This window comes from Acidithrix sp. C25 (genome assembly GCF_904848545.2).
The window spans coordinates 1368439-1388143 of sequence record NZ_CAJHCI020000006.1 but is presented as its reverse complement, the minus strand read 5'-3'; the positions used below and the strand labels follow the sequence as shown (position 1 = coordinate 1388143).

Below are 19705 nucleotides of genomic sequence, written 5' to 3'. Positions count from 1 at the left end.
AAGAGTTAATTTTTCAATTTGGAAATTTATTTGACCGACGGTGGGTCTAGGCTGTGTGTCATGATAGAAGTCGAGTTATCTTCTGTGCGGGTCGACCTTAGATCTAATACTCCTTTGATACTTCTTCGTGAGGTTCAGGAGCCACATCGTAGCCTACCGATTTTTATTGGTGGCCCTGAGGCGACGGCTATTGCAATGGCTCAACGTGGTTATGAGGCCCCTAGGCCTCTAACGCATGATCTTGCTGTGGATATGGTTCGTGCTCTAGGTGCGTCGATTGATCGTGTAGTAGTCGTTGATCTGCGCGATTCGACTTACTACGCCGATATTCATCTCACTTCAGGTAGTGGTAACTTCGTTGTCTCTGCCCGACCATCTGATGCGGTCGCTCTCGCGATAAGGGTCAGCGCTCCTCTCTTTGTAAATGATGAGTTGATCGCCAAAGAGGGTGTAGTGGTTCAAGATGAGGAGGTCTATGACGAAATCGTCGAGACTCCAAATGAAGACCCCGCTGTTTTGGATGAGTTTCGTGAATTTCTCGACAATATCAATCCAGATGATTTTGCCTAGGCTCTAGGCAACTGGCTGTCTCATAGATTTGGTTAGCCTAAGAATCCGGGATCTGATCTCTTGTTGATTTCATCACCAAGTGCCCGGCGATTTAAGTCTTTATATCGAAAGATTTTAACTCGCCTCTCAAGTTAGATACTGAACGAATATGACTTTAGGAATCTTTAGTTTGGGATATTTATTCGGTTAGAGAACTGAGATTGTCGTTCATGTCGACCATAAAGTTGGGTTCGAAAGATGTTAAGGTTATCTCGATAGATTACGATGATAAAGTAGGCTGATACGAGTTCAGTCAATAACAAAGGTCGATCTAGTTGTCCATGACTACACCACTAAAAAGTTACAGTGGCCATTTGGCTTCAAAGATCGTAGGGATTAGTTACCGCCAACTTGACTATTGGGCGCGAACGGACTTAATTAGACCTTCGATAGCTGATGCCCACGGCAGTGGCAGCCAACGACTGTATTCCTATGACGATCTTTTAAAGTTGAAGATGATCAAGAAATTGATCGATAACGGTCTTTCGCTTCAAGGCGTTCGAAACGCTCTAGCGTCGCTGGAGTCGATCTCGGACCTTTCCGGCGCAAGTGCCCCTGTTCTCGTTGTCAGTGGTTCCAAATCAGTCTTTGCTCAAGACGGTGAGAATTTGGTCGACTTGCTGCGTGGAAATCAGATGGTCTTTGGAATGGTAATGGCCTTTGGTGATATACGTAACGAGGTTGACGCGGATATAGTCTCGATAGATCCTCGTCCATCGTTGAGTGACGAACTTCCAGACCTAGACGACACCACGGTACCTGTGGGTGCGATGATGGATCTAAAGGATGTTCGTTAATCTCTTTTTTGGCGATTCCCTAAGAATAGCTTCACTTATGATAGGCCTTATTTCCTGATTTAGACGGGTTCGCAGTGATGGCGGCCATATCGCGACGATCCATGGAACTATGGTCAGCAACCTTAGAAGAGAGACCTGGGATCTATTGGGTAGGTCGTGCTTTCGTTTAGGATACCCTTTGTCTGAAAACGGTGTCATTTGGCGTATTTAACAACCTTGAAACCTCCGGTTGTAGCTTATTCTTGCTCGCCCGTATCGTTAGCAACCATAAAGAAGTGTCGAATGAGCTAAGGTTCATAAGGTGGATTTTAAAACTACATTTCTAAACAATAGGCATCGGGAACTAGGCGCCAAGATGGTACCATTTGGTGGTTGGGAGATGCCGCTCTCCTATAAAACTGGTACTGTCGCAGAACATCTTGCGTGTCGGCGCGGTGCTGTTGTCTTTGACGTTTCGCATCTCGGCACGGTTCGCTTGGCAGGTAAGGATAGCTTAGAGATTCTTCAGCGTTCCTTTACAAACGATCTAGCCAAGATAAATCCTGGGCGGGCTCAATACACACATCATCTCGATGTCGAAGGGTCTGTTGTAGACGACATTATAGTCTGGTGGGTGAGCGAGCATAGGTTTGACGTGATGCCTAATGCCTCTAATACAAGCTCGGTTATAAATTCCATCGGCGGGCAAGACGTGACCGCCGACCGAAGCGTATTAGCAGTTCAAGGACCAAAAGCAAGGATTTTTCTCGGGCGTTTTTTTCCTGAGGGTGCTCGTGTGCCGCGTTTTAGGGTAGAGGAACTCTCCTATAAGGGCTATGACGTATTAGTAGCTGGAACTGGATATACCGGCGAAGACGGTATTGAACTAGCGGTCCCAAACGAGATCGCTCTTGAGATCTTTGATGAGTTGCTAGAGGTCGGTGTTGTGCCGGCTGGTCTTGGGGCTAGAGACACTCTTAGGTTAGAGGCGGGCCTACCGCTTCACGGCCATGAACTGGGGAGAGGTATTACTCCATTTCAAGCTAATCTCGGTTGGGCAGTCTCTTTGACTAAGGGCGATTTTATAGGGCGTGACGCCTTGGTGGCCGAGTCGCAGCGAGGCATTCATCGTAAATTAGTTGGAGTAAAGGGCAAAAGTCGCCAACCAATGCGCGATGGAATGGATCTGATCTTCAAGGGCGAAGTAGTTGGGAAGTCAACTTCGGGAAATTATTCTCCGATTTTAGAGGTCGGAATCGCAATGTGTTTTGCACCAGTGAATCAAAGTCTCGGTGATGCGGTCGAGCTTCACTCTGGTGATCGAGTGATTCAAGGCGAGATATGCCCGCTTCCATTTGTAGCCAAGGTCAAATAGATAAGGCCTTGTCGCGCAATTAGACGATTCAAAGATATTATTTTTCCAAAGAAAGGCATTCCTTGTCGAGTTTCACTCCTCATACTCAAGCTGAGATTGATTCAATGCTCACCTTTTTGGGCCTAGACTCATTTGACCAGTTATATGCATCTATTCCAGATGCAGTAGCACTTAGGCGGGATTTGCAATTGCCGAAAGCTCTGTCGGAGTTTGAGGTAATAGATGTCATGGCCGATTACGCGGCGATGAATCATCCATCCAACCGAGACCTGGTCTGCTTTGCTGGAGGCGGTTCTTATGATCACGATATAGCCTCAGTTACCTCCTCTATTGGCTCAAGGAGTGAATTCGTAACTGCTTATACACCGTATCAGCCAGAGGTGGCACAGGGTGTTTTGCAGGGATTGTTTGAGTTCCAGAGCATGGTAAGTCGGATCTCAGGTCTTGGAATTTCGAACGCTTCACTTTACGATGGAGCTTCCGCCTTGGTTGAAGCGATCAACCTGGGTTGCGTTAAGACCAAACGTTCGAGAGTGGTTATCTCAGGGGGCATTAATCCCAATTGGCGCGAAGTTGCAGAGACCTTTGCTAAAGGTCCTGGCCACGAGATTGAGATCGCCCCTATTGGCCCCGATGGCGCTACTATTTGGCCCACCAACCTTGACGGAGTCGCTCTTTTAGTAGTTGGTTACCCCAATTTTCTGGGTTTTGTAGAGGACCTTGAGGCGGTACGTGGCCTTGCTAGCTCAGCGGGAGCTCTAATGGTTGTGGCTTATGATCCGATTGCGATCTCACTTCTTAGGTCGCCTGGAAGCTATGGCGCAGATATCGCAATTGCAGAAGGGCAACCGCTTGGCATCCCTCTCTCCTTTGGCGGACCCTACCTTGGATTATTTTCCGTCTCCAACGAGCTTGTACGATTTTTGCCGGGGCGCCTTGTAGGTGAGACTCTCGATATGAATGGCAAGCGAGCCTACGTTACAACACTGCGCGCTCGCGAGCAGGATATTCGACGAGAGAAGGCTTCGTCGAATGTTTGCACCAATCAGACTTTGATGGCGATATGGGCGGCAATCCAACTTACATGGTTGGGTAAATCGGGATTCTTAGACGTAGGAAGGAGCTGCTTGAGTTCGCGTGTCTATCTCGAGCGGCGCCTTGTTAGCGAGGGTCTCACCACCATTGAGACAAGGCTCCCAAGCTTTAGAGAGTTCCCAGTGAGACTCAAAAAGCGCGCATCAACAGTAATAGACGAGATGCATCCATTGGGATTTTTGGCCGGTGTGGCACTTGAAGGATCTTTGGCAATCGATAATTTTGAGGGCGACCTTTTGATCGCTCTGACGGAGAAGCGGACTCGGACCGAGATAGATCGCTATGTTGGAGCACTAGTAGAGGTGATTAGATGACAAAGGAAGTTTATGGAGCTGCCAGCGGAGGTCGAGCATCTTCGATTCCGTTAATGGGTGGAGATAGCGAACCTACCATCTTTGAGATATCTGTTTCGGGTCGCCGATGTGGTGCAATAAGAGATAGCGGTATAGAATCTGTGGACGCTAGCGACCACCTTCCGCTCGCCTATCTTAGGAGTGAACCTGTAGCTCTGCCCGAGGTATCTGAGCGAGATCTAGTGGGTCATTTTACTCGATTGACGCATCGACAGTACTCTGTTGACCTAGGTGCATACCCATTGGGTTCTTGTACTATGAAGTACAACCCGAAGCTCGCAGATACAGTTGCTGGAATGTCGGGTATTTCAGGGGTGCACCCCCACCTTCCTTCTTCTTATTCTCAGGGGTGGCTCGAAATTGCGCTTGAGATAGAAAGCTACCTCAAAGAGATAACTGGAATGGCTGGAGCAACTTTGTCACCTGCTGCGGGTGCACAAGGCGAGCTTACTGGCCTTTTGATGATGAAGGCGTATCATTTAGATCGAGGAAATCATAAGACTAAGATATTGATCCCTGACTCTGCGCACGGGACTAATCCGGCATCGGTCTCGTTGGCGGGTTATTCAGTGGTGACAGTTCCCTCAAATGAAAAGGGATTAGTCGATTTAGAGCTATTGAAGAGCTTGGTCGGCGATGATGTCGCAGGTATCATGCTGACCAATCCCAATACTGTTGGTCTTTTTGAAGAAGATATCGCAGAGATCGCAAAGGCGATCCACGACGTGGACGGCCTTCTCTATTACGATGGAGCCAATCTCAATGCGATTGTAGGAATCGCACGCCCTGGCGATATGGGCTTTGATATAGTCCACTCCAACTTGCACAAGACCTTTGCTACACCACATGGTGGTGGTGGTCCGGGTTCTGGCCCTGTAGCGGTGGCCGAGAAGTTGCTTGACTTTCTACCGGGTCCATATCCTGTCCGTGGTCATGACGGTATAAAGTGGACCACTCCGAGTAAATCCATTGGGCGGGTTCACTCTTTCTATGGAAATGCCGTAGTTTACGCTCGTGCTTTAGCCTTCATGAAGGCTTTAGGCGGCGAGGGACTTCGACAGATGTCTCAGATAGCAGTTTTGAACGCTAACTACCTAAAGGCCATGATCTCCAGCTATTATCCCCCGGCTTACGAGGCTACTTGTATGCACGAGTTTGTTGTATCGACTGCGGCTCTAAAAAAGAGCTTTGGAATTCGAGCACTTGACATAGCTAAGGGCCTTCTGGACAAGGGGTTTCATGCTCCGACTGTCTATTTTCCACTCATTGTAGATGAAGCTTTGATGATTGAACCAACCGAGACGGAGTCGAGACAGACTCTTGATGCGATGGCTGAGGCATTGATCGAGCTTGCCAAAGATGCACTCGATGAAGATGCAGCATCAAAAATGGCAGGAGCCCCTAGGCGAACCCCGGTGACCCGAGTTGACGAGGCCCGCGCTGCGCGTACCTTGATAACAACTGTAGATGCCCATTCAAAATGAAGATAAAAGCCCTTGCGCACCTTGATTTGTCTTGGCCGTTGGGGCTTTATTTAGTGGGATCTGGAATCTATGGTTTTCTCTAAAGACTTTTTCAATTTGAGAGTCATCAAGTTACTTTCGTGCGATTTATATCTTCGGAGTCAATGACTTACCCAAGGAGCGAACTACGACCAAGCAGTGCCATTGGAGAGAACTGGTCATTGATCTCTTGAATCTCCTCGGGTCTTCGATCTTTGCGGCGAGTACGTCACTAGTTGGCTAAATGAATTGACGTAAATTTTTTGCTAGGCAGGTTCTTCGACTAGGCAGTTTGTCTGGTTTGTGATATCAACGATGCATTGAAAATCGCCCTGTGCCACTTTGACCTGGCTATTTGCGGTTCCTATTTTTAAGATGGTAGGGAGTCCGATTGGTTGGGCCACCACTTCCACCTTTTTGTTGTTCGATGTGATCTTGTGGTTAGATCACCTTTTTGTTGGTAGGTCGAATCAAGGACAGAATTGGGCCAAGGGTATCGCAGTAACTATCGGAAGATCATGGGTTTGAGCACCCAAGTGCAAAGATTCTTTGGTTGATTATCGACTTCGGATCGGGTCGATGATGATCTATTCGAGGAGGTCGGGCTGTTCGCGAACTATTCGTTCGTAGAGCGGTTGAAAGCTAAACCACCCAGCGACATTGGTACCTACTTGGGTTGATGTGAGCTTCGCCATCTCGTGGTCGATAAGTATAGGGGTTCCACTTGCTTGTGCAAGTAATTGGGTTTGGGCAGATCGATCCATGGTGATAAACCAAAAGACAGCCTCGTCAACACTTTGTCCAACTGTAAGGAGGCCGTGATTCCTAAGGATTACAGCCTTTGACGACCCAAGAGTAGATGCGATTCTGCGCCCCTCTTCAGCTTCTAAGACAACGCCGCAATAGTCATCGAAGAGACTATGGTCGCCGTAGAAGGCACAGGCATCCTGTGTGATTGGGTCTAAGAGAGTGCCAAGGGTTGAAAATGCTTTGCCATGAATGGAGTGGGCGTGAGCGGCTGCCACAACGTCTGGCCGTGCTTTGTGGACCTGTGAGTGAATTGCAAAGGCGGCTGCATTGACTGGCCATGTACCTTCTACGACTTCTCCTTCGTCGTTGACCAGAATTAGATCCGAGACTCGGACCATAGAGAAGTCCATACCAAATGGATTTACCCAAAAGCAGTCTTTTCGTTCAGGGTCTCTCGCTGTTATATGGCCAGCGACGCCCTCATCAAAGCCCATCTTGGCAAACAATCTAAAGCCAGCGGCGAGTCGTTGTTTTCGATAGAGGCGTTCGTCCTCGAATGAATCAAAACGTGGTCTTGATGGAAAGGTGAGATTAGCCATGTGTTCCCCAAATCAACGAAATAGCATTCTTGTTTCAATGATAGATCATTCTCAGCTAATGTTTTTGGAGATTGGCTATTTTGTTGGTTGTGATTTCATTGTTGCTCGCCACGCATAACATTGTCAGCGCTCGATGAAGCAAGCAAGATTAATTGAGCTTTAATTTGTACTAGTGGACAGCGTCAGATTTTTTCTCTTTGTCGGTTGAATACTTTCGATTGATGGCGAGTGCAACAGAAAGAAGGAGAACTACGCCCGCGTCGACTCCAAGCTCAATGATTCCACGATTAAAGGATGAATTAGTAATTGTGGAGGTAGTGGATAATTGTGCTCCTATAACGAGAACCCGTCGTACCGATGAAATTATCCCAATTACCAAAAATGCCTTTAGCTGAAATCCTCCCCGGAAAAGGTGTGAAACCACAGTTGAGAGTAGCTCAAGGATGATAATGGTAAAGAGGGCATCGTTTAGGAGTTTTGCGATCTGTGAGTTTACAAAACTTGAAAACGTCAATTTTGAGAGATCGGCTGCTGATTGCACGAAGACGGCCAAAGCCATTATCACAAGTAGTGTACCTACCAGAAGATACAATACTTTTTCAACCTGTTCAATTATTTTTTTGACATATCCGGTCTCTTTTAAAAGGGGCATGACGACACGATACACGTCGAGTTACCCTGTATCGTTCGTGGTCCTCTTCAAATTCCCTTGGAATGGCAATTAATGACACGAAGGGGTGAGTTTCTCCTCAACCATTTGAGCGATCTTTTTGGACATAGCATTTCGTTTATCAAATATCGCCAGAATACGCAGTCCGTAAGGGCGGGGAGGATGTTACCTCACGTATGGGTATGCAATGGGGGAGTGAACGAGTGAATTCCAAAGAATGGATTGTAGACGCCGTAATGCTAGGGCTTTCTCGATTAGCGTTTAAAGGGGATAAAGATGAAAGACGCATCTATGCGAATTTACCTCCCCGCTAATACTTTTTCGTTGGCATACTTGTTATTAGAAGGTGAGTTAATCGATGTTTGGCCAAACAGTTTCTAATTATTGAGCGCGTCGAGGGGCTGGGTCGACAATAACATAAGTACCAGCGATTTTGTCGTGTATTGTCTGTCGGTTCTTGTCAGATAGCATCCAAAGATCGTCGACAAATGTAATAACGAGTCCGAAGGTTGAAAGTGACAGTGCTGCTAAAAGTTGCACCACTAGGGTGACTGCCAAGCGCTTTGTTGCGGCTACGTAACCAGGTATTTGCATATCTTGGTTTACGATGCGGGTACGGGTAACGACGTCACCGAGTGTTCGACCAAATTTGCCGATTAAAAAGATCTGATAAATCGTTGTAAAAATAAGGTTTAACGCTACGGCAGAAAAGGTGAGCTGTGCCACGGACGCGTTAGAGTTGGTCGAAATTATGTTAAAGGAGATGTAATATCCAACTCCTGCGACTATGCCGGCCAAAAGTGAATCTACCAAGGTGGCGCCTAAACGACGAAAGAAGCTCGCGGGTTCAACTGATCCGGCTATATAAGGATTGAAGCCTCCGTACGCATTGTTGGTTTCTGCGGAGAAAGAGCTCCTTCGGCCTCTCCTCGTCGATCGGTCGTTTGGGTCATTTGAATAGTTATTGATTTGATTGGATCGAGGTGTCGTTCGAAAGAAATCCTCATTCTCTAGCACGACTAAATCCTTCCCGTTTTTTGATACCGCAAAAACACAGCCTTTTCCTCTATCTTATCCGAGGTTCGAACTTGATCGATAAGGGATTTTGTAATGCTTTTCATTAGGGTCAGTTTTCTTATCCATAATGTCAGCGTTCTCGTTGTGATTAGCAATCATTGTGAGGAAAAGGACCCCTTTGGAAACCAGTTTTGCATCACGGTGAAGTTAGCGAGAAGCTCAATTGAATTATGATAGAGTCGTTAAAACCAATGTTGGAGAGTCCTAGAAGCCAACCATGGCTAGGTTCCTGCTGGGGTATATTGAAGCTAATTTGCCTCTGGAAGTGTCAAGGTTATGCATCGTTGAAGTTACTTAGTCTTTTTTTTCGAGATATTTTGCTAGGTATTTTCCCGTCAGAGTGGATTTTTCTTCAACCAACTGCGAGGGCGGTCCGTTGAAGACCACCTCGCCGCCGTTGTGTCCCGCACCGGGACCTAGATCGATTATCCAATCGGCATGAGCCATTACTGCTTGGTGGTGTTCTATGACAATAACACTCTTACCGCCGTCGACCAGGCGGTCAAGAAGATGGAGCAATTTTTCGATGTCAGCTAGGTGAAGGCCCGTAGTTGGTTCGTCGAGTATGTAGATATCGCCTTCCTCTGCCATTTGCGTTGCGAGCTTTAGTCGTTGACGCTCACCACCAGAGAGACTTGTCAAAGGCTGACCAATTCGAATGTAGCCAAGTCCTACCTCTATCAATCTTGTGACAGTTTGCTCTGCGAGCGGGATCTTTGTTTGCAGGCTTCCAAAATAGTCGCGAACTTCATTTGCGGACATCGATAAGACCTCTGAAATATCCTTGCCCCCGAGCTTGTATTCAAGAACTGATTGCAAAAATCTTTTTCCATCGCACTCGTCACAAACAACGGATGCTCCAGCCATGATCGCCAAATCACTATATATGACTCCAGCTCCATTGCAATTGGGGCAAGCCCCCTCTGAGTTGGAACTAAAGAGCGCGGGCTTTAGGCCATTTGCCTTTGCGAACGCTTTTCTTATTGGTTCGAGAAGGCCGGTGTAGGTTGCGGGATTGCTGCGGCGGGATCCTTTGATCGGGCTTTGGTCAATATAGACAACTTGATCCATTTTTGCTACTGACCCAGCGAGTAGCGAGCTCTTGCCTGAACCAGCTACTCCGGTTACGACCACCAAAATACCAAGCGGAATATCGACGTCAACGCTCTTGAGATTGTGGCTATTGGCACCACGAATTTCCAGCTTTTGGATGAAGCTGCGGATATGTGGCTTTAGGCAAGCGCGGTAGCCAAAGTGCTTGGCTGTAAGAGTGTCACTTAGAATTAGGTCGTTGACGCTTCCGCTGAAGCAAACGCGGCCACCTTCACTACCTGCGCCTGGACCTAAGTCGATGACATGATCCGCGATCTCTATCATTTCGGGTTTGTGTTCGACGACCAAGACGGTATTTCCCTTATCCCTAAGTCGCAGAAGCAGTTGGTTCACCCTCTCGATGTCGTGGGGGTGAAGTCCAATAGTTGGTTCATCGAAGATGTAAGTTACATCGGTCAGTGAAGAACCTAAATGGCCGATCATCTTGGTTCGTTGGGCTTCGCCGCCAGAGAGTGAGCTAGTGGGGCGATTTAATGTCAGGTATCCGAGGCCAATTTCTACAAATGCGGCAAAGGTTTTGCTTAGGGAATCGCAAAGGGGGGCAGCTGAAGGTTCATCGATTCCTTTGATCCATGAATTGAGATCGCTGACTTGCATTGCACATACATCCGCAATCGAAAGGCCGTTAATTTTTGACGATCGAGCTCCTTCGTTGAGTCGCGTACCATCGCATTCGTTGCAGATAGAAAATGTCGCAACTCTCTCTATAAATGTTTTGATATGAGGTTGCAGCCCCTCTTGATCCTTGGAGAGCATTGATTTTTGGATCTTTGGGATCAGTCCCTCGTAAGTGACATTGACATTGTTTACCTTTATTCGAACTGGTTCGTGATATAAAAAGTCGTGCAGTTCTTTTTTGGAATATTGATTTATTGCTTTGTCAGGGTCTAAAAAGCCGGAGTCGGTAAATGGTTTGAGCGTCCAAAAGCTGTCAGGTCCATAGCCAGGTACTTTGATAGCACCTTGGTTTAGTGATTTATTTTCATCGTATAGTTCACTCAGATCTAGGTCAGAGACGGTTCCTCTCCCCTCGCACTTTGAACACATTCCGCCCAGTCTTTGAAAGGTGGTCTTAACGGCTCTTGCGTTACCCTTCTCTACGGTAATAGATCCGCTGGCCCTTACTGATGGAACGTTAAACGAAAAGGCGTTAGGGGAGCCATAGTAGGGTTTGCCAAACCTTGAAAAGAGAATCCGAAGCAATGCGTTTGAATCGGTTTGCGTTCCAACGGTAGACCTAGGATCTCCCCCGAGCCGTTGTTGATCCACTATGATGGCGGTCGTCAATCCTTCAAGGAGATCGACATCAGGTCGAGTCATCGTGGGCATGAATCCCTGTACAAATGCGCTATAGGTTTCGTTTATCAGACGCTGGGATTCGGCGGCTATTGTGGAAAAGACCAATGAGCTTTTCCCGGAGCCGGATACTCCAGTAAAGACAGTGAGACGCCGTTTTGGGATTGTTACGTCAATTCCTTTCAAGTTGTTTTCGTGTGCGCCGATCACCGTGATGAAGTCATGGCTATCTGAAAGAGCAACCTGGTGAGAAGTTTCGTTCGTCATATTTGAATACTATCGCTTGGCTAGCTTGGTTCGGGTTGTGCGCAGAAAGCTAAATAATGAAATTCAAATGACTTTTGCTGTTATGTAAATTGTTTGAGTCGTAGTTGTCTTTGAAATTTGCGCAGTTTTGAATGAGCACCAAGGCAGGCTTTCGTCCGTAGGGTAAATCCAATATTTTGGCCTTGCTATCTGCACATTCATTTCGAGAGTACTCATATTAAGTGATTGGCAGGTCTCCATCTAATGACCCAAAACAGGATCGGAGACATAGATGCGAACAATCAAGTAATAGTTGGAGCTGTTGGTTGTCTCATGGGAGAAACCACAGCACGTGGCAAGGCTCGGACATCTAGCTAGTGATTTGGATGTCAATGAATAATGACTCAAAACAGTGGAGGAGGCACTTCGGGCGGACGGATACGATTTGGACTCTGGCACCGTTTAGGTCTCTGACCACTATCGGTCAAGGAATTGGCAGCCTTTAACTGCGTCGTGGGGCGCGCGAGCACAGGTGATCTGAATTGTCGGCCTATCGCCGATGTAAGCTCGGGCTTTTGCAACTCAAAAGGGCACTTATAGGTCGAAACTGCTGGCGTTGGCTTTTTGGCGGCTTGAGGCCTCCGGAATTGGCCATCGCGACCTCTATTTCTTTGTGCGTATCGACTATGGTTGTTTAGTCGTGATGGGCGCTAATGATCAAACCTTACTATCTATATCCAACTTTGATCAAGTAGCCTTAAGGGTTGTAGGTGTTACTAGGAATTAGGCAATCGTCCATACCCTGTGTCGGAAGATTCGCAACATCGCCCTATCGGTTTAGACTTTTGATTGCGTACCATGGTAATTGTCGGTCGAGAGGTAATTCTGTCTCGGATCGATCAGAAGTGTTCTTGCACGAGGATTTCGAGATTATATGAAGATTGGTTTGATTGGTCAAGGTTTGTTGCATGATCAACTAAGTGGCAGACTTTGCCACTTGGGGAATGAAGTTCTGACCCATCGTGGTTCAGTGGGCGGTGACGGAGGTGAAAGTCTCCATGATTTCGTCGAACAATTGCCGGTGCCCAGAATCATTTTTGTAACAGATCCGGAATGCGAACTTCCTGGTGACTTTATCCATGGAATGCTCGCCATATTAGCAGCTGGTGACCTAGTCTTGGATGCGACCCAATCGGATCACCAGCAGTCAAAGAGAAACGCCAACTCTTTTTATGATTTGCTAGTCGGCTATATGGACTTTTGGATAGATGGTGATTTATCCGAGAGAAGTTCGCAAATTTTTGTATCTGGATTTGACGACTATTTTGAGATGGTTTTTCCCTTGCTTGACGCTATTTCGAATGAGGGCAATGTCGTTCATCTCTCTACAAAGGCTGGTGCGGGTCACTACGCCAGAGATACTTTAGAGGCTATGAATGCGGAGATATTGAAGCTTTACCAAGGCGCAGCCTATGAATTATCCAATAGTGACTTTGAAATGGATCCGTCACTGGTTAAGTCTCTTTTTCGAAACGTCGATTCAAAGCCGAGATTTGGTCGAGATTTGATGGCCGGTGGTTCTAGTGTCGAGGCTTGATTTACCTTTTCGGTCAAAGGATTTGATTGAAATCGGCTTCTTTTTGAGCTCCATGACCGTAAAGGAAGTGGCCACCTCGAATGATTTTGGTGCTAATGAAGTCCATTCTGAAGCGCGATCACTATAGATAATGGCTAAGGAGCCGAACGATGCGGAATTAGTGCGGAAATAGGAGGAGCGGCAGTAGGGTGCCCCTTTGTATATCCATTGTTTGAGCAAGCGTCGTTATGGGATCCTGATAATAAATTTAAGTTACGAGCCGTAGGAATTGCGGGTTAGGTGGTTTGTTGAAGAGATGATGAGTAAGAAAAAGCGAGCCAAATCAGACGCCTTAGTGCTTTTTGGAGCTTCGGGTGATCTCGCCCAAAAGAAACTACTACCAGCTTGTTATCGACTTGCTCGAAATGGGCTTCTTCCAGCTCAAGTTATCGGCGTTGCAGCAACCGAGTGGACCGATGGTGAATTTAGAGATTATGCGATATCTTCGATAAAGCTCGCGGGCGAAGATATCGAGATGGATGTGCTAGATGAGATGTGCTCAACTCTTTCTTATGTATCTGGAAACTATTTAGATCCATCGATCTATCAAAAGTTAGAGCAAAAGCTGGGTCGAAATCACCGTCCAATCTTTTATCTGGCGGTACCTCCTGATATGTTTGAGATCGTGGTCGACGGTCTTGCAGCCCAAGGCATAACTCGATCTGCTCGATTAGTAATCGAAAAGCCATTCGGACGCGATACCGAGTCAGCGATTGATCTAAATACCCATCTGCATCGCCACTTTAGTGAGGACTCGATCTATCGAATTGATCACTTTCTTGGCAAGGAACCAGTTCAAAACTTATTGGTCTTCCGTTTTGCGAACTCGATTTTAGAGCCAATTTGGAACCGAAACTTTATCTCCAGTGTGCAGATTACGATGGCTGAGGACTTTGGCATAGAAAATCGCGGGAGTTTTTACGATCGCATCGGTGCAACTCGCGACGTGGTTCAAAACCACCTTCTGCAATTGGTCGCACTGTTGGCGCTAGAGCCACCGGCATCATCGGATCCAGACGCTCTGCGTGATGAGAAGCTGAAGGTCCTCAAGGCGATGAGGGTTCCATCTCGCGATGACTTTGTTAGAGGCCAATACGAAGGATATCGTAATGAGGTTGGCGTTGACCCAATGTCTCATACTGAGACCTTTGTTGCAATGCGAACTGTGATCGACAACTGGCGCTGGGCTGGGGTTCCGTTTTTGATTCGAACCGGTAAATATCTAAATACCACTACTACAGAGGCGGTAGTTCGTTTCAAAGAACCACCTTCGCGCCTTTTTGGTGAGCTCTCCTCCAAGTCGATGTTGCCGAATGAGTTGCGCTTTGAGCTCAAGCCAAGTGAAAGAATCACGCTTCGGCTCCATGTGAAGCAGCCTGGGTCGGACCTGATCCCAATGCCAGTTGATCTCGAAGTAGCCGATCCAGAGGCGTCGGCCGGAAACTCTGAAGCCTATGAAATACTTTTGCACGACGCAATAAGGGGTGATCTCTCCCGCTTCGCGCGCCAGGATGCAGTTATTGAGGCGTGGCGAATCGTTGAGCCTATAATCACCGATCCACCTGAGTGTCAGATCTATTATCGAGGATCCAACGGCCCAGAGAGTTCATTCAGGCTTGTTGAAAATCTAGGCGGATGGTCAATGTGGGGATGATTTAGATCATTCGACAATGACTCAACGTCCTAATTACTATTTATTTATCGGCGACTAGTATATGCTGGTCGCCGATGTTTTTTTGCAGTAAAGCATAAAGTAGCGTTTATCATCTTTTGAAGTGAAATTTATCGATCGCAGAAGTTGGAGCGGTCGAGTTGTGGGACGTCTTTTGTAGTTGGGGAGTATTTGACTATGAATTTGCCGGGTGAGGCACTTTCTGCCAATACTTCTAGTGCGGTAATTCAACGGCTCGCGGTATTTGGCGGGATAATCGTAATCGTTGCCCTAATTTGCTATCTTTTGATCTATCTCGCCTCCTCTAATAGGACTCTTATGGCGGGAAGACCCTTTGGTCGCATAATGACTACTTTGCGTCGAGTCCTCCTTTTGGAACCCTCCGGCGGAGATGGTGAGATCGAATCTAAAGGCGTGGCCTTTATCAGAGTATCATTCGGAATCTTATGGATTGTCGATGCGATCATGTCAAATAGAGCGAACGCTCCAGCCAATATGATAAGTGACTACATCTCACCGGCGCTGGTGAATCAACCTTCGCCAATTTCGTGGGTGATGAGAGCGGGACTTTATCTTTGGCGTTTTGATCCAGTGGGAGCTAGCGTTGCCAAGTTTTGGCTAGAGGCATCGATTGGGATTTTGATGCTCTTTGCATCCAGAGGCCCCCTTCGTAAAGTGGTCGGATGGCTTGCTATATCAATGGGAGCCATAACCTGGATCTTTGTTGAAGGATTCGGAATGCTGGCAACCAACGGAGCCTCATTTTTTTCAGGCGCGCCAGGCGGCGGTCTTCTGTATCTTTTGGGCGGAGTTCTCCTGCTTGTGCCCTCTTCACGGTTTCGCGATGGAACCGTTCAACGCTGGGCTCGGTTGACTTTTGGCCTTTTTTGGTTCTTGATGGCACTGCTCCAAGCGCTCCCATCTGAAGGCTTTTGGAGCGCATCGGGCCTTTCAGGGATCTTTCGGGTGGATGCCAATTTAGCACTACCAAGCTTCATAAGTGGCCCAATGGCTTTCATGGCGACTGCGACCAGTTCATCTGCCTCGCTTTGGAATTTGATTTTTATCGTTTCTATGGTCTTGGTCGGCCTTGGTATTGCCTTTGCCAAGGAGAACAAGGGTTTTGCCTTCGGATCGATTGCAATAACCTTGGTTGCGTGGTGGGTCGGAATGGCCTTTGGAATCTTTGTGCCATATGCGGTGGATCCAAATTCTCCCTTGCCACTAATCGTTTTGACTATTGGGTTGATAGTGATCAGTGGTGATGCTCTAGTCCCCTCAAGGCGAGTGGTCGTGATCGAGGAGGAGTATCGGCGAGATCCAAGAGGATTTGGAATCACTGCCGGACTAATAGGTGCATTGGTCGCCATAGTACCCATTATGGCTCTTTTGCCCTCGGCTGCCGCAAGCGCGAGTTATTACGGAGCGGTGGCAGATGGAGGGGGCCTCGTAGCGACCAATAAAAGCGCGCCTAACTTTTCACTGGTGGATCAAAATGGTTCTCAAGTTACAATGGGAACTTTTGCCAACAAGGTAGTGGTTGCTTCGTTTGTGGATCCGGTTGCTTGGAACGTCTCTGCGACGATGGTTAAGGAGATGCTCAATAGTCTTTCATCTCTAGGATCGGCGGGTAAAAATGTCGCGATTCTTTTGATCGATATCAACCCCTCGTTCACCTCGGCTGCTTCGATAGATCAATTTTTGAACGAGAATGGTCTTGGCTCGGTTAGAAATCTCTACTTCGTGACGGGGCCTCTTTCTGATCTCTATGCCCTCTGGAAGCAATATTCGGCATCACCCGCACAAGCTCCGATAGGGCGAGTTGCCAATCCCCAATTGATTTACTTTATCGATGGTAACGGTAGAGAGGTTGGTTTTATGGAAGATAGTGGAAGTTCACAAGCATCTCTAGTCAAATCCTATGAGAACTTTATCTCAGCGACTCTTGGAGTATTGCATCCGTGATGATTTTTGCACCGATTTCGCCCTTTCCATATCCTCGAGACCGATTATCTAGTTTGGCAATCTTCCAATACGAAGGACTACCCCATACCACCCTTAAAAACCAGGGAAAGGTCATTCCGAGTGCGGTTTTTTAGCATTAAGCATTTCCTAAAAGCGGTAACTCCCTTAGCCCTTGGGGCGGTGCTGCTTAGCTCTTGCGCTCCTTCTCCATACACCGTCACGAGCGTAACTTCCACGACCACACTCCCAACCTTTGGTTATCTAAACCTGTGGAACCTTTCGGGTGGGGCGAACTCCTGGATGGCGACGACCTATACTTCCCCCTATTGGTCCAGCTTTTTCTCGAATAATTTAGGGAAGTTGTGGACTTTGAAGATACCAACGAATATCTCACCACGCCACGGCATTGCCTATGCGCAGTCTTCCTCAGGAGACAGTGCGTGGGCTTTTTTCCCCTATCAAGACCAGAAGAATTCAGTAGTCTTTGAGGTTCAAAGAGGTGGATTGTTGCCTCCTATATTTTCTTCTAGGCCGATTCTGAGCGTTCGACAGCCGATGGCTTTTTCTGTCCATAATCTATTTGTGCTAGTGGGAGGCGGCAAATCGAGTCAGATAGTGCGCTATTTGGGGGGAAAGAACCAGGTGGTTGCTCAGAGTCCAACACGCTCTAGCGAAGAGTCGGCCTCGGCGATCGGCTTTGACGTCAATAATCCATCAAAGGGAGTCGCGCTAATCGATCCCCAGGTAACGAATAAAGGGATTATGGGGATCTGGCAGACTTCCAATTCCGGTGCAAGCTGGACTGAGATCTCAACCTTTTCAAGCAACCTTGGTCGTATCGTCGCCTCATATGTTCCCATGGGCTTTGGCGGCAATGGCTTTGAGGTGGCAGTTACTTTCGAGAAAGCCAATATCTATCAAACTGTAGTAGTTTCAAGCTCTGGAGTCTCAAAGGCGATAGAGAGCCAGGGCCTTCCAATCGTTGGGGGTAACCCTTCTGGTGATATCTATTTAATGGACTCGATTTTAGGCGGCGCCTCGCTATTGCATATCTATGGTGCGGCTAAAGGTGCATGGCTCTCGCCCGTATTCACAAAGGGCGTAGGTGGAGCGATCGAAGCGGTATCGTTTTCAAGTATTAAAAGTGGCGTCATTTTAGCCAGCGTCGGCGGTAATGTCGTTTCATTTTTAACGAGCGATGGCGGATCTAGTTGGAAGTCGGGAGGTTCTCTGACTCTCGTGGCGAATCCAGGCTAGATCTGTTTTATTGGGTTCGATCCTTGTTGGGGAATTAGATTCCTTTGAGGCTGAGGTGCAACATTGCGAGGTACGGCCTTAGATTCGTTCTATAGTTGCTTCTATGTCGCTGCTAGAGACCTATTTTGCCAGGACTTCGGATTTAAGGGTGAAAAGTTAGCTTCTAATTCAGATTGGGCCTTTGGCTTTGGACAATACAGGTAGGCGGCGACCTATCTAAAGACTCCTGGGGTGACAATCAATAACTAACTTGAGATCTCAATAATACCCACTATAGTATCTATCCCACTAACGGATCTATGACTATCTGGGAATTGGAATAACGTCGCCCTTCGTGTGAGTCAGGGCAATGCTGGGAACTAGGGTAAATGATCCATATGAACCAAGACTCGTCTCGCACCAAGTCTCCATGTGTAACGATAAGTTGCGATAGATAAGATCGCAATTGCCCCTGGATCCTTAAATAAAATTGGGCTCTCCTAACATAGATGTGGATCAAGCAACCCTTTCGTAGGGGAGCTTGAGATCAATCGGACCGCATGAAAGCATCACCAAGCCAAGTGTTGATTTTGCAGAGTGAAGACCATAGCATCTAGCAATGGCGGATCTAATATATTGTTTAGACCCTCAAGCCTTCCATTGGAGACACCCTTTTCAAGCTAGGGGGCTCAATAGCAGCCATAATTCCAGCTTTATGGATTCGAATCATACTTATCAAGTTTCGTAAGCAAGAGCCATTTTGGAATCAGATTCGCGGAGTAGCGGATGTGGAGACGCAAACACACATGTATTGAGAAGTCGCTCTACCAAGGACATTTCAAAGTGCCTTCGGTTGAATCGGTATGCGAATTCCTCGAGGTAAAGTTGCTTATGTTCCTCACGTCCGTGGTATGTTCCGTCGATAAATTTCTTGCAGTTCCCTATCAGGATGTTGAGCCATTTGAATGTTACATGTGCTTGTTCGTCTTTGGATAGAGTGATCGAATGCGCTAGTCCAAGGTCTTTCAGCACATACCCCGTAACTTGGGTTACCATCACTTATCAGCTTGGTATCGGAATCTAAACGTCTCACAAAAACATCTTTGAATGATTTAGCAGTGGTATCTTTGATTACTTCCATGAAGCAATGAGTAGGAGCACCATTGCTAATCGACACTCCAATTAGGACATTGGTTTGTTTTGTTCCCTTTCCTCTTTAGCCTTTGCCATGGCTCTCACCACCTAAAAAGAACTCATCTACCTGGACGTTTCCTCCAAGTTTATATAAACCATTTCGGTCAGCCATTACGCTCAGCTATTACGCTCAGCCATTGCCTTAGGTAGCTTATTTAGCATCAACCAGCCAGTCGAATAAGATACTTGAACGAACTTAGCAATGGTAGTAGCCGAAAGACCACGCTTGTCGTTGGACAATAGATAGATAGCGGAGAACCACTTGGATAAAGAGATATGGCTTCGATGGAAGATGGTTCCGGAGGTAACGCTAGTTTGACGGTGACAAGATTTACATTGAAAAAGTGGAGCTCGAGACGCTGCATTTCTTGAAATGATTTGGCCTTACTAAAGTAAATTGATCGAAGTTACACTTTGAGCATCTAAATCCCTCATAGCAATAGCAATTTGATCAAATGATCTTCACATGCTTACTTTGAAGCGAAGCGTACCATAAAGCCTGAGATATCCACCATGCCTCCTTTATCGAACATCTGTTCTA

General features: G+C 47.1%; 13 protein-coding genes and 1 pseudogene. 9 read left to right on the top strand and 5 right to left on the bottom strand.

Annotated elements, in window-relative coordinates; all coding sequences use genetic code 11:
• Positions 1–60 precede the first annotated feature (60 nt).
• From ACIDITHRIX25_RS75035 to gcvPB, 5 genes are all read left to right on the top strand, one after another.
• Positions 61–570 (top strand): bifunctional nuclease family protein, encoded by a 510-nt coding sequence (locus ACIDITHRIX25_RS75035; RefSeq protein ID WP_201732853.1) that lies wholly within the window; start codon positions 61–63, stop codon positions 568–570.
• Positions 571–890: 320 nt separating this feature from the next.
• On the top strand, positions 891–1406 hold the full coding sequence (locus ACIDITHRIX25_RS75030) for a MerR family transcriptional regulator (RefSeq protein ID WP_082058757.1): 516 nt from the start codon (positions 891–893) through the stop codon (positions 1404–1406).
• A gap of 301 nt (positions 1407–1707) precedes the next feature.
• Positions 1708–2760: a glycine cleavage system aminomethyltransferase GcvT gene (gene gcvT, locus ACIDITHRIX25_RS75025; protein ID WP_201732852.1), complete on the top strand. Its 1053-nt coding sequence runs from the start codon at positions 1708–1710 to the stop codon at positions 2758–2760.
• A gap of 62 nt (positions 2761–2822) precedes the next feature.
• The gene (gene gcvPA / locus ACIDITHRIX25_RS75020; RefSeq protein WP_201732851.1) at positions 2823–4169 is read left to right on the top strand and encodes an aminomethyl-transferring glycine dehydrogenase subunit GcvPA; all 1347 of its coding nucleotides are present in this window, start codon (positions 2823–2825) and stop codon (positions 4167–4169) included.
• A 53-nt stretch (positions 4170–4222) separates the two neighbouring features.
• Positions 4223–5692, top strand: coding sequence for an aminomethyl-transferring glycine dehydrogenase subunit GcvPB (gene gcvPB / locus ACIDITHRIX25_RS75015; protein ID WP_502756214.1), 1470 nt, complete (start codon positions 4223–4225; stop codon positions 5690–5692).
• A gap of 605 nt (positions 5693–6297) precedes the next feature.
• On the opposite strand, the gene ACIDITHRIX25_RS75010 is transcribed toward gcvPB, so the two are convergent.
• The 4 genes from ACIDITHRIX25_RS75010 to ACIDITHRIX25_RS74995 all read right to left on the bottom strand — a co-directional run bounded on the left by ACIDITHRIX25_RS75010 (position 6298) and on the right by ACIDITHRIX25_RS74995 (position 11482).
• A complete protein-coding gene (locus ACIDITHRIX25_RS75010) occupies positions 6298–7059 on the bottom strand; it encodes a class II aldolase/adducin family protein (RefSeq protein WP_052606479.1) in 762 nt (253 codons plus the stop codon).
• Between the two features lie 169 nt (positions 7060–7228).
• On the bottom strand, positions 7229–7726 hold the full coding sequence (locus tag ACIDITHRIX25_RS75005) for a phosphate-starvation-inducible PsiE family protein (protein WP_201732849.1): 498 nt from the start codon (positions 7724–7726) through the stop codon (positions 7229–7231).
• Between the two features lie 384 nt (positions 7727–8110).
• Entirely contained in the window at positions 8111–8746 is a 636-nt protein-coding gene (locus ACIDITHRIX25_RS75000; protein WP_201732848.1) for an RDD family protein, read from the bottom strand.
• A gap of 354 nt (positions 8747–9100) precedes the next feature.
• Positions 9101–11482: an ATP-binding cassette domain-containing protein gene (locus tag ACIDITHRIX25_RS74995; RefSeq protein ID WP_201732847.1), complete on the bottom strand. Its 2382-nt coding sequence runs from the start codon at positions 11480–11482 to the stop codon at positions 9101–9103.
• 913 nt (positions 11483–12395) lie between these two features.
• Here ACIDITHRIX25_RS74995 and ACIDITHRIX25_RS74990 point away from each other — a divergent pair.
• The 4 genes from ACIDITHRIX25_RS74990 to ACIDITHRIX25_RS74975 all read left to right on the top strand — a co-directional run bounded on the left by ACIDITHRIX25_RS74990 (position 12396) and on the right by ACIDITHRIX25_RS74975 (position 17991).
• Entirely contained in the window at positions 12396–13058 is a 663-nt protein-coding gene (locus ACIDITHRIX25_RS74990; RefSeq protein ID WP_201732846.1) for a hypothetical protein, read from the top strand.
• A 295-nt stretch (positions 13059–13353) separates the two neighbouring features.
• A complete protein-coding gene (zwf, locus tag ACIDITHRIX25_RS74985) occupies positions 13354–14751 on the top strand; it encodes a glucose-6-phosphate dehydrogenase (protein ID WP_052606474.1) in 1398 nt (465 codons plus the stop codon).
• A 195-nt stretch (positions 14752–14946) separates the two neighbouring features.
• Positions 14947–16734: an SCO family protein gene (locus tag ACIDITHRIX25_RS74980; RefSeq protein WP_201732845.1), complete on the top strand. Its 1788-nt coding sequence runs from the start codon at positions 14947–14949 to the stop codon at positions 16732–16734.
• Positions 16735–16854: 120 nt separating this feature from the next.
• Positions 16855–17991, top strand: coding sequence for a hypothetical protein (locus tag ACIDITHRIX25_RS74975; protein WP_052606472.1), 1137 nt, complete (start codon positions 16855–16857; stop codon positions 17989–17991).
• Between the two features lie 714 nt (positions 17992–18705).
• On the opposite strand, the pseudogene ACIDITHRIX25_RS74970 reads toward ACIDITHRIX25_RS74975, so the two are convergent.
• Positions 18706–19619: pseudogene (locus ACIDITHRIX25_RS74970) on the bottom strand (IS1595 family transposase).
• Positions 19620–19705 lie beyond the last annotated feature (86 nt).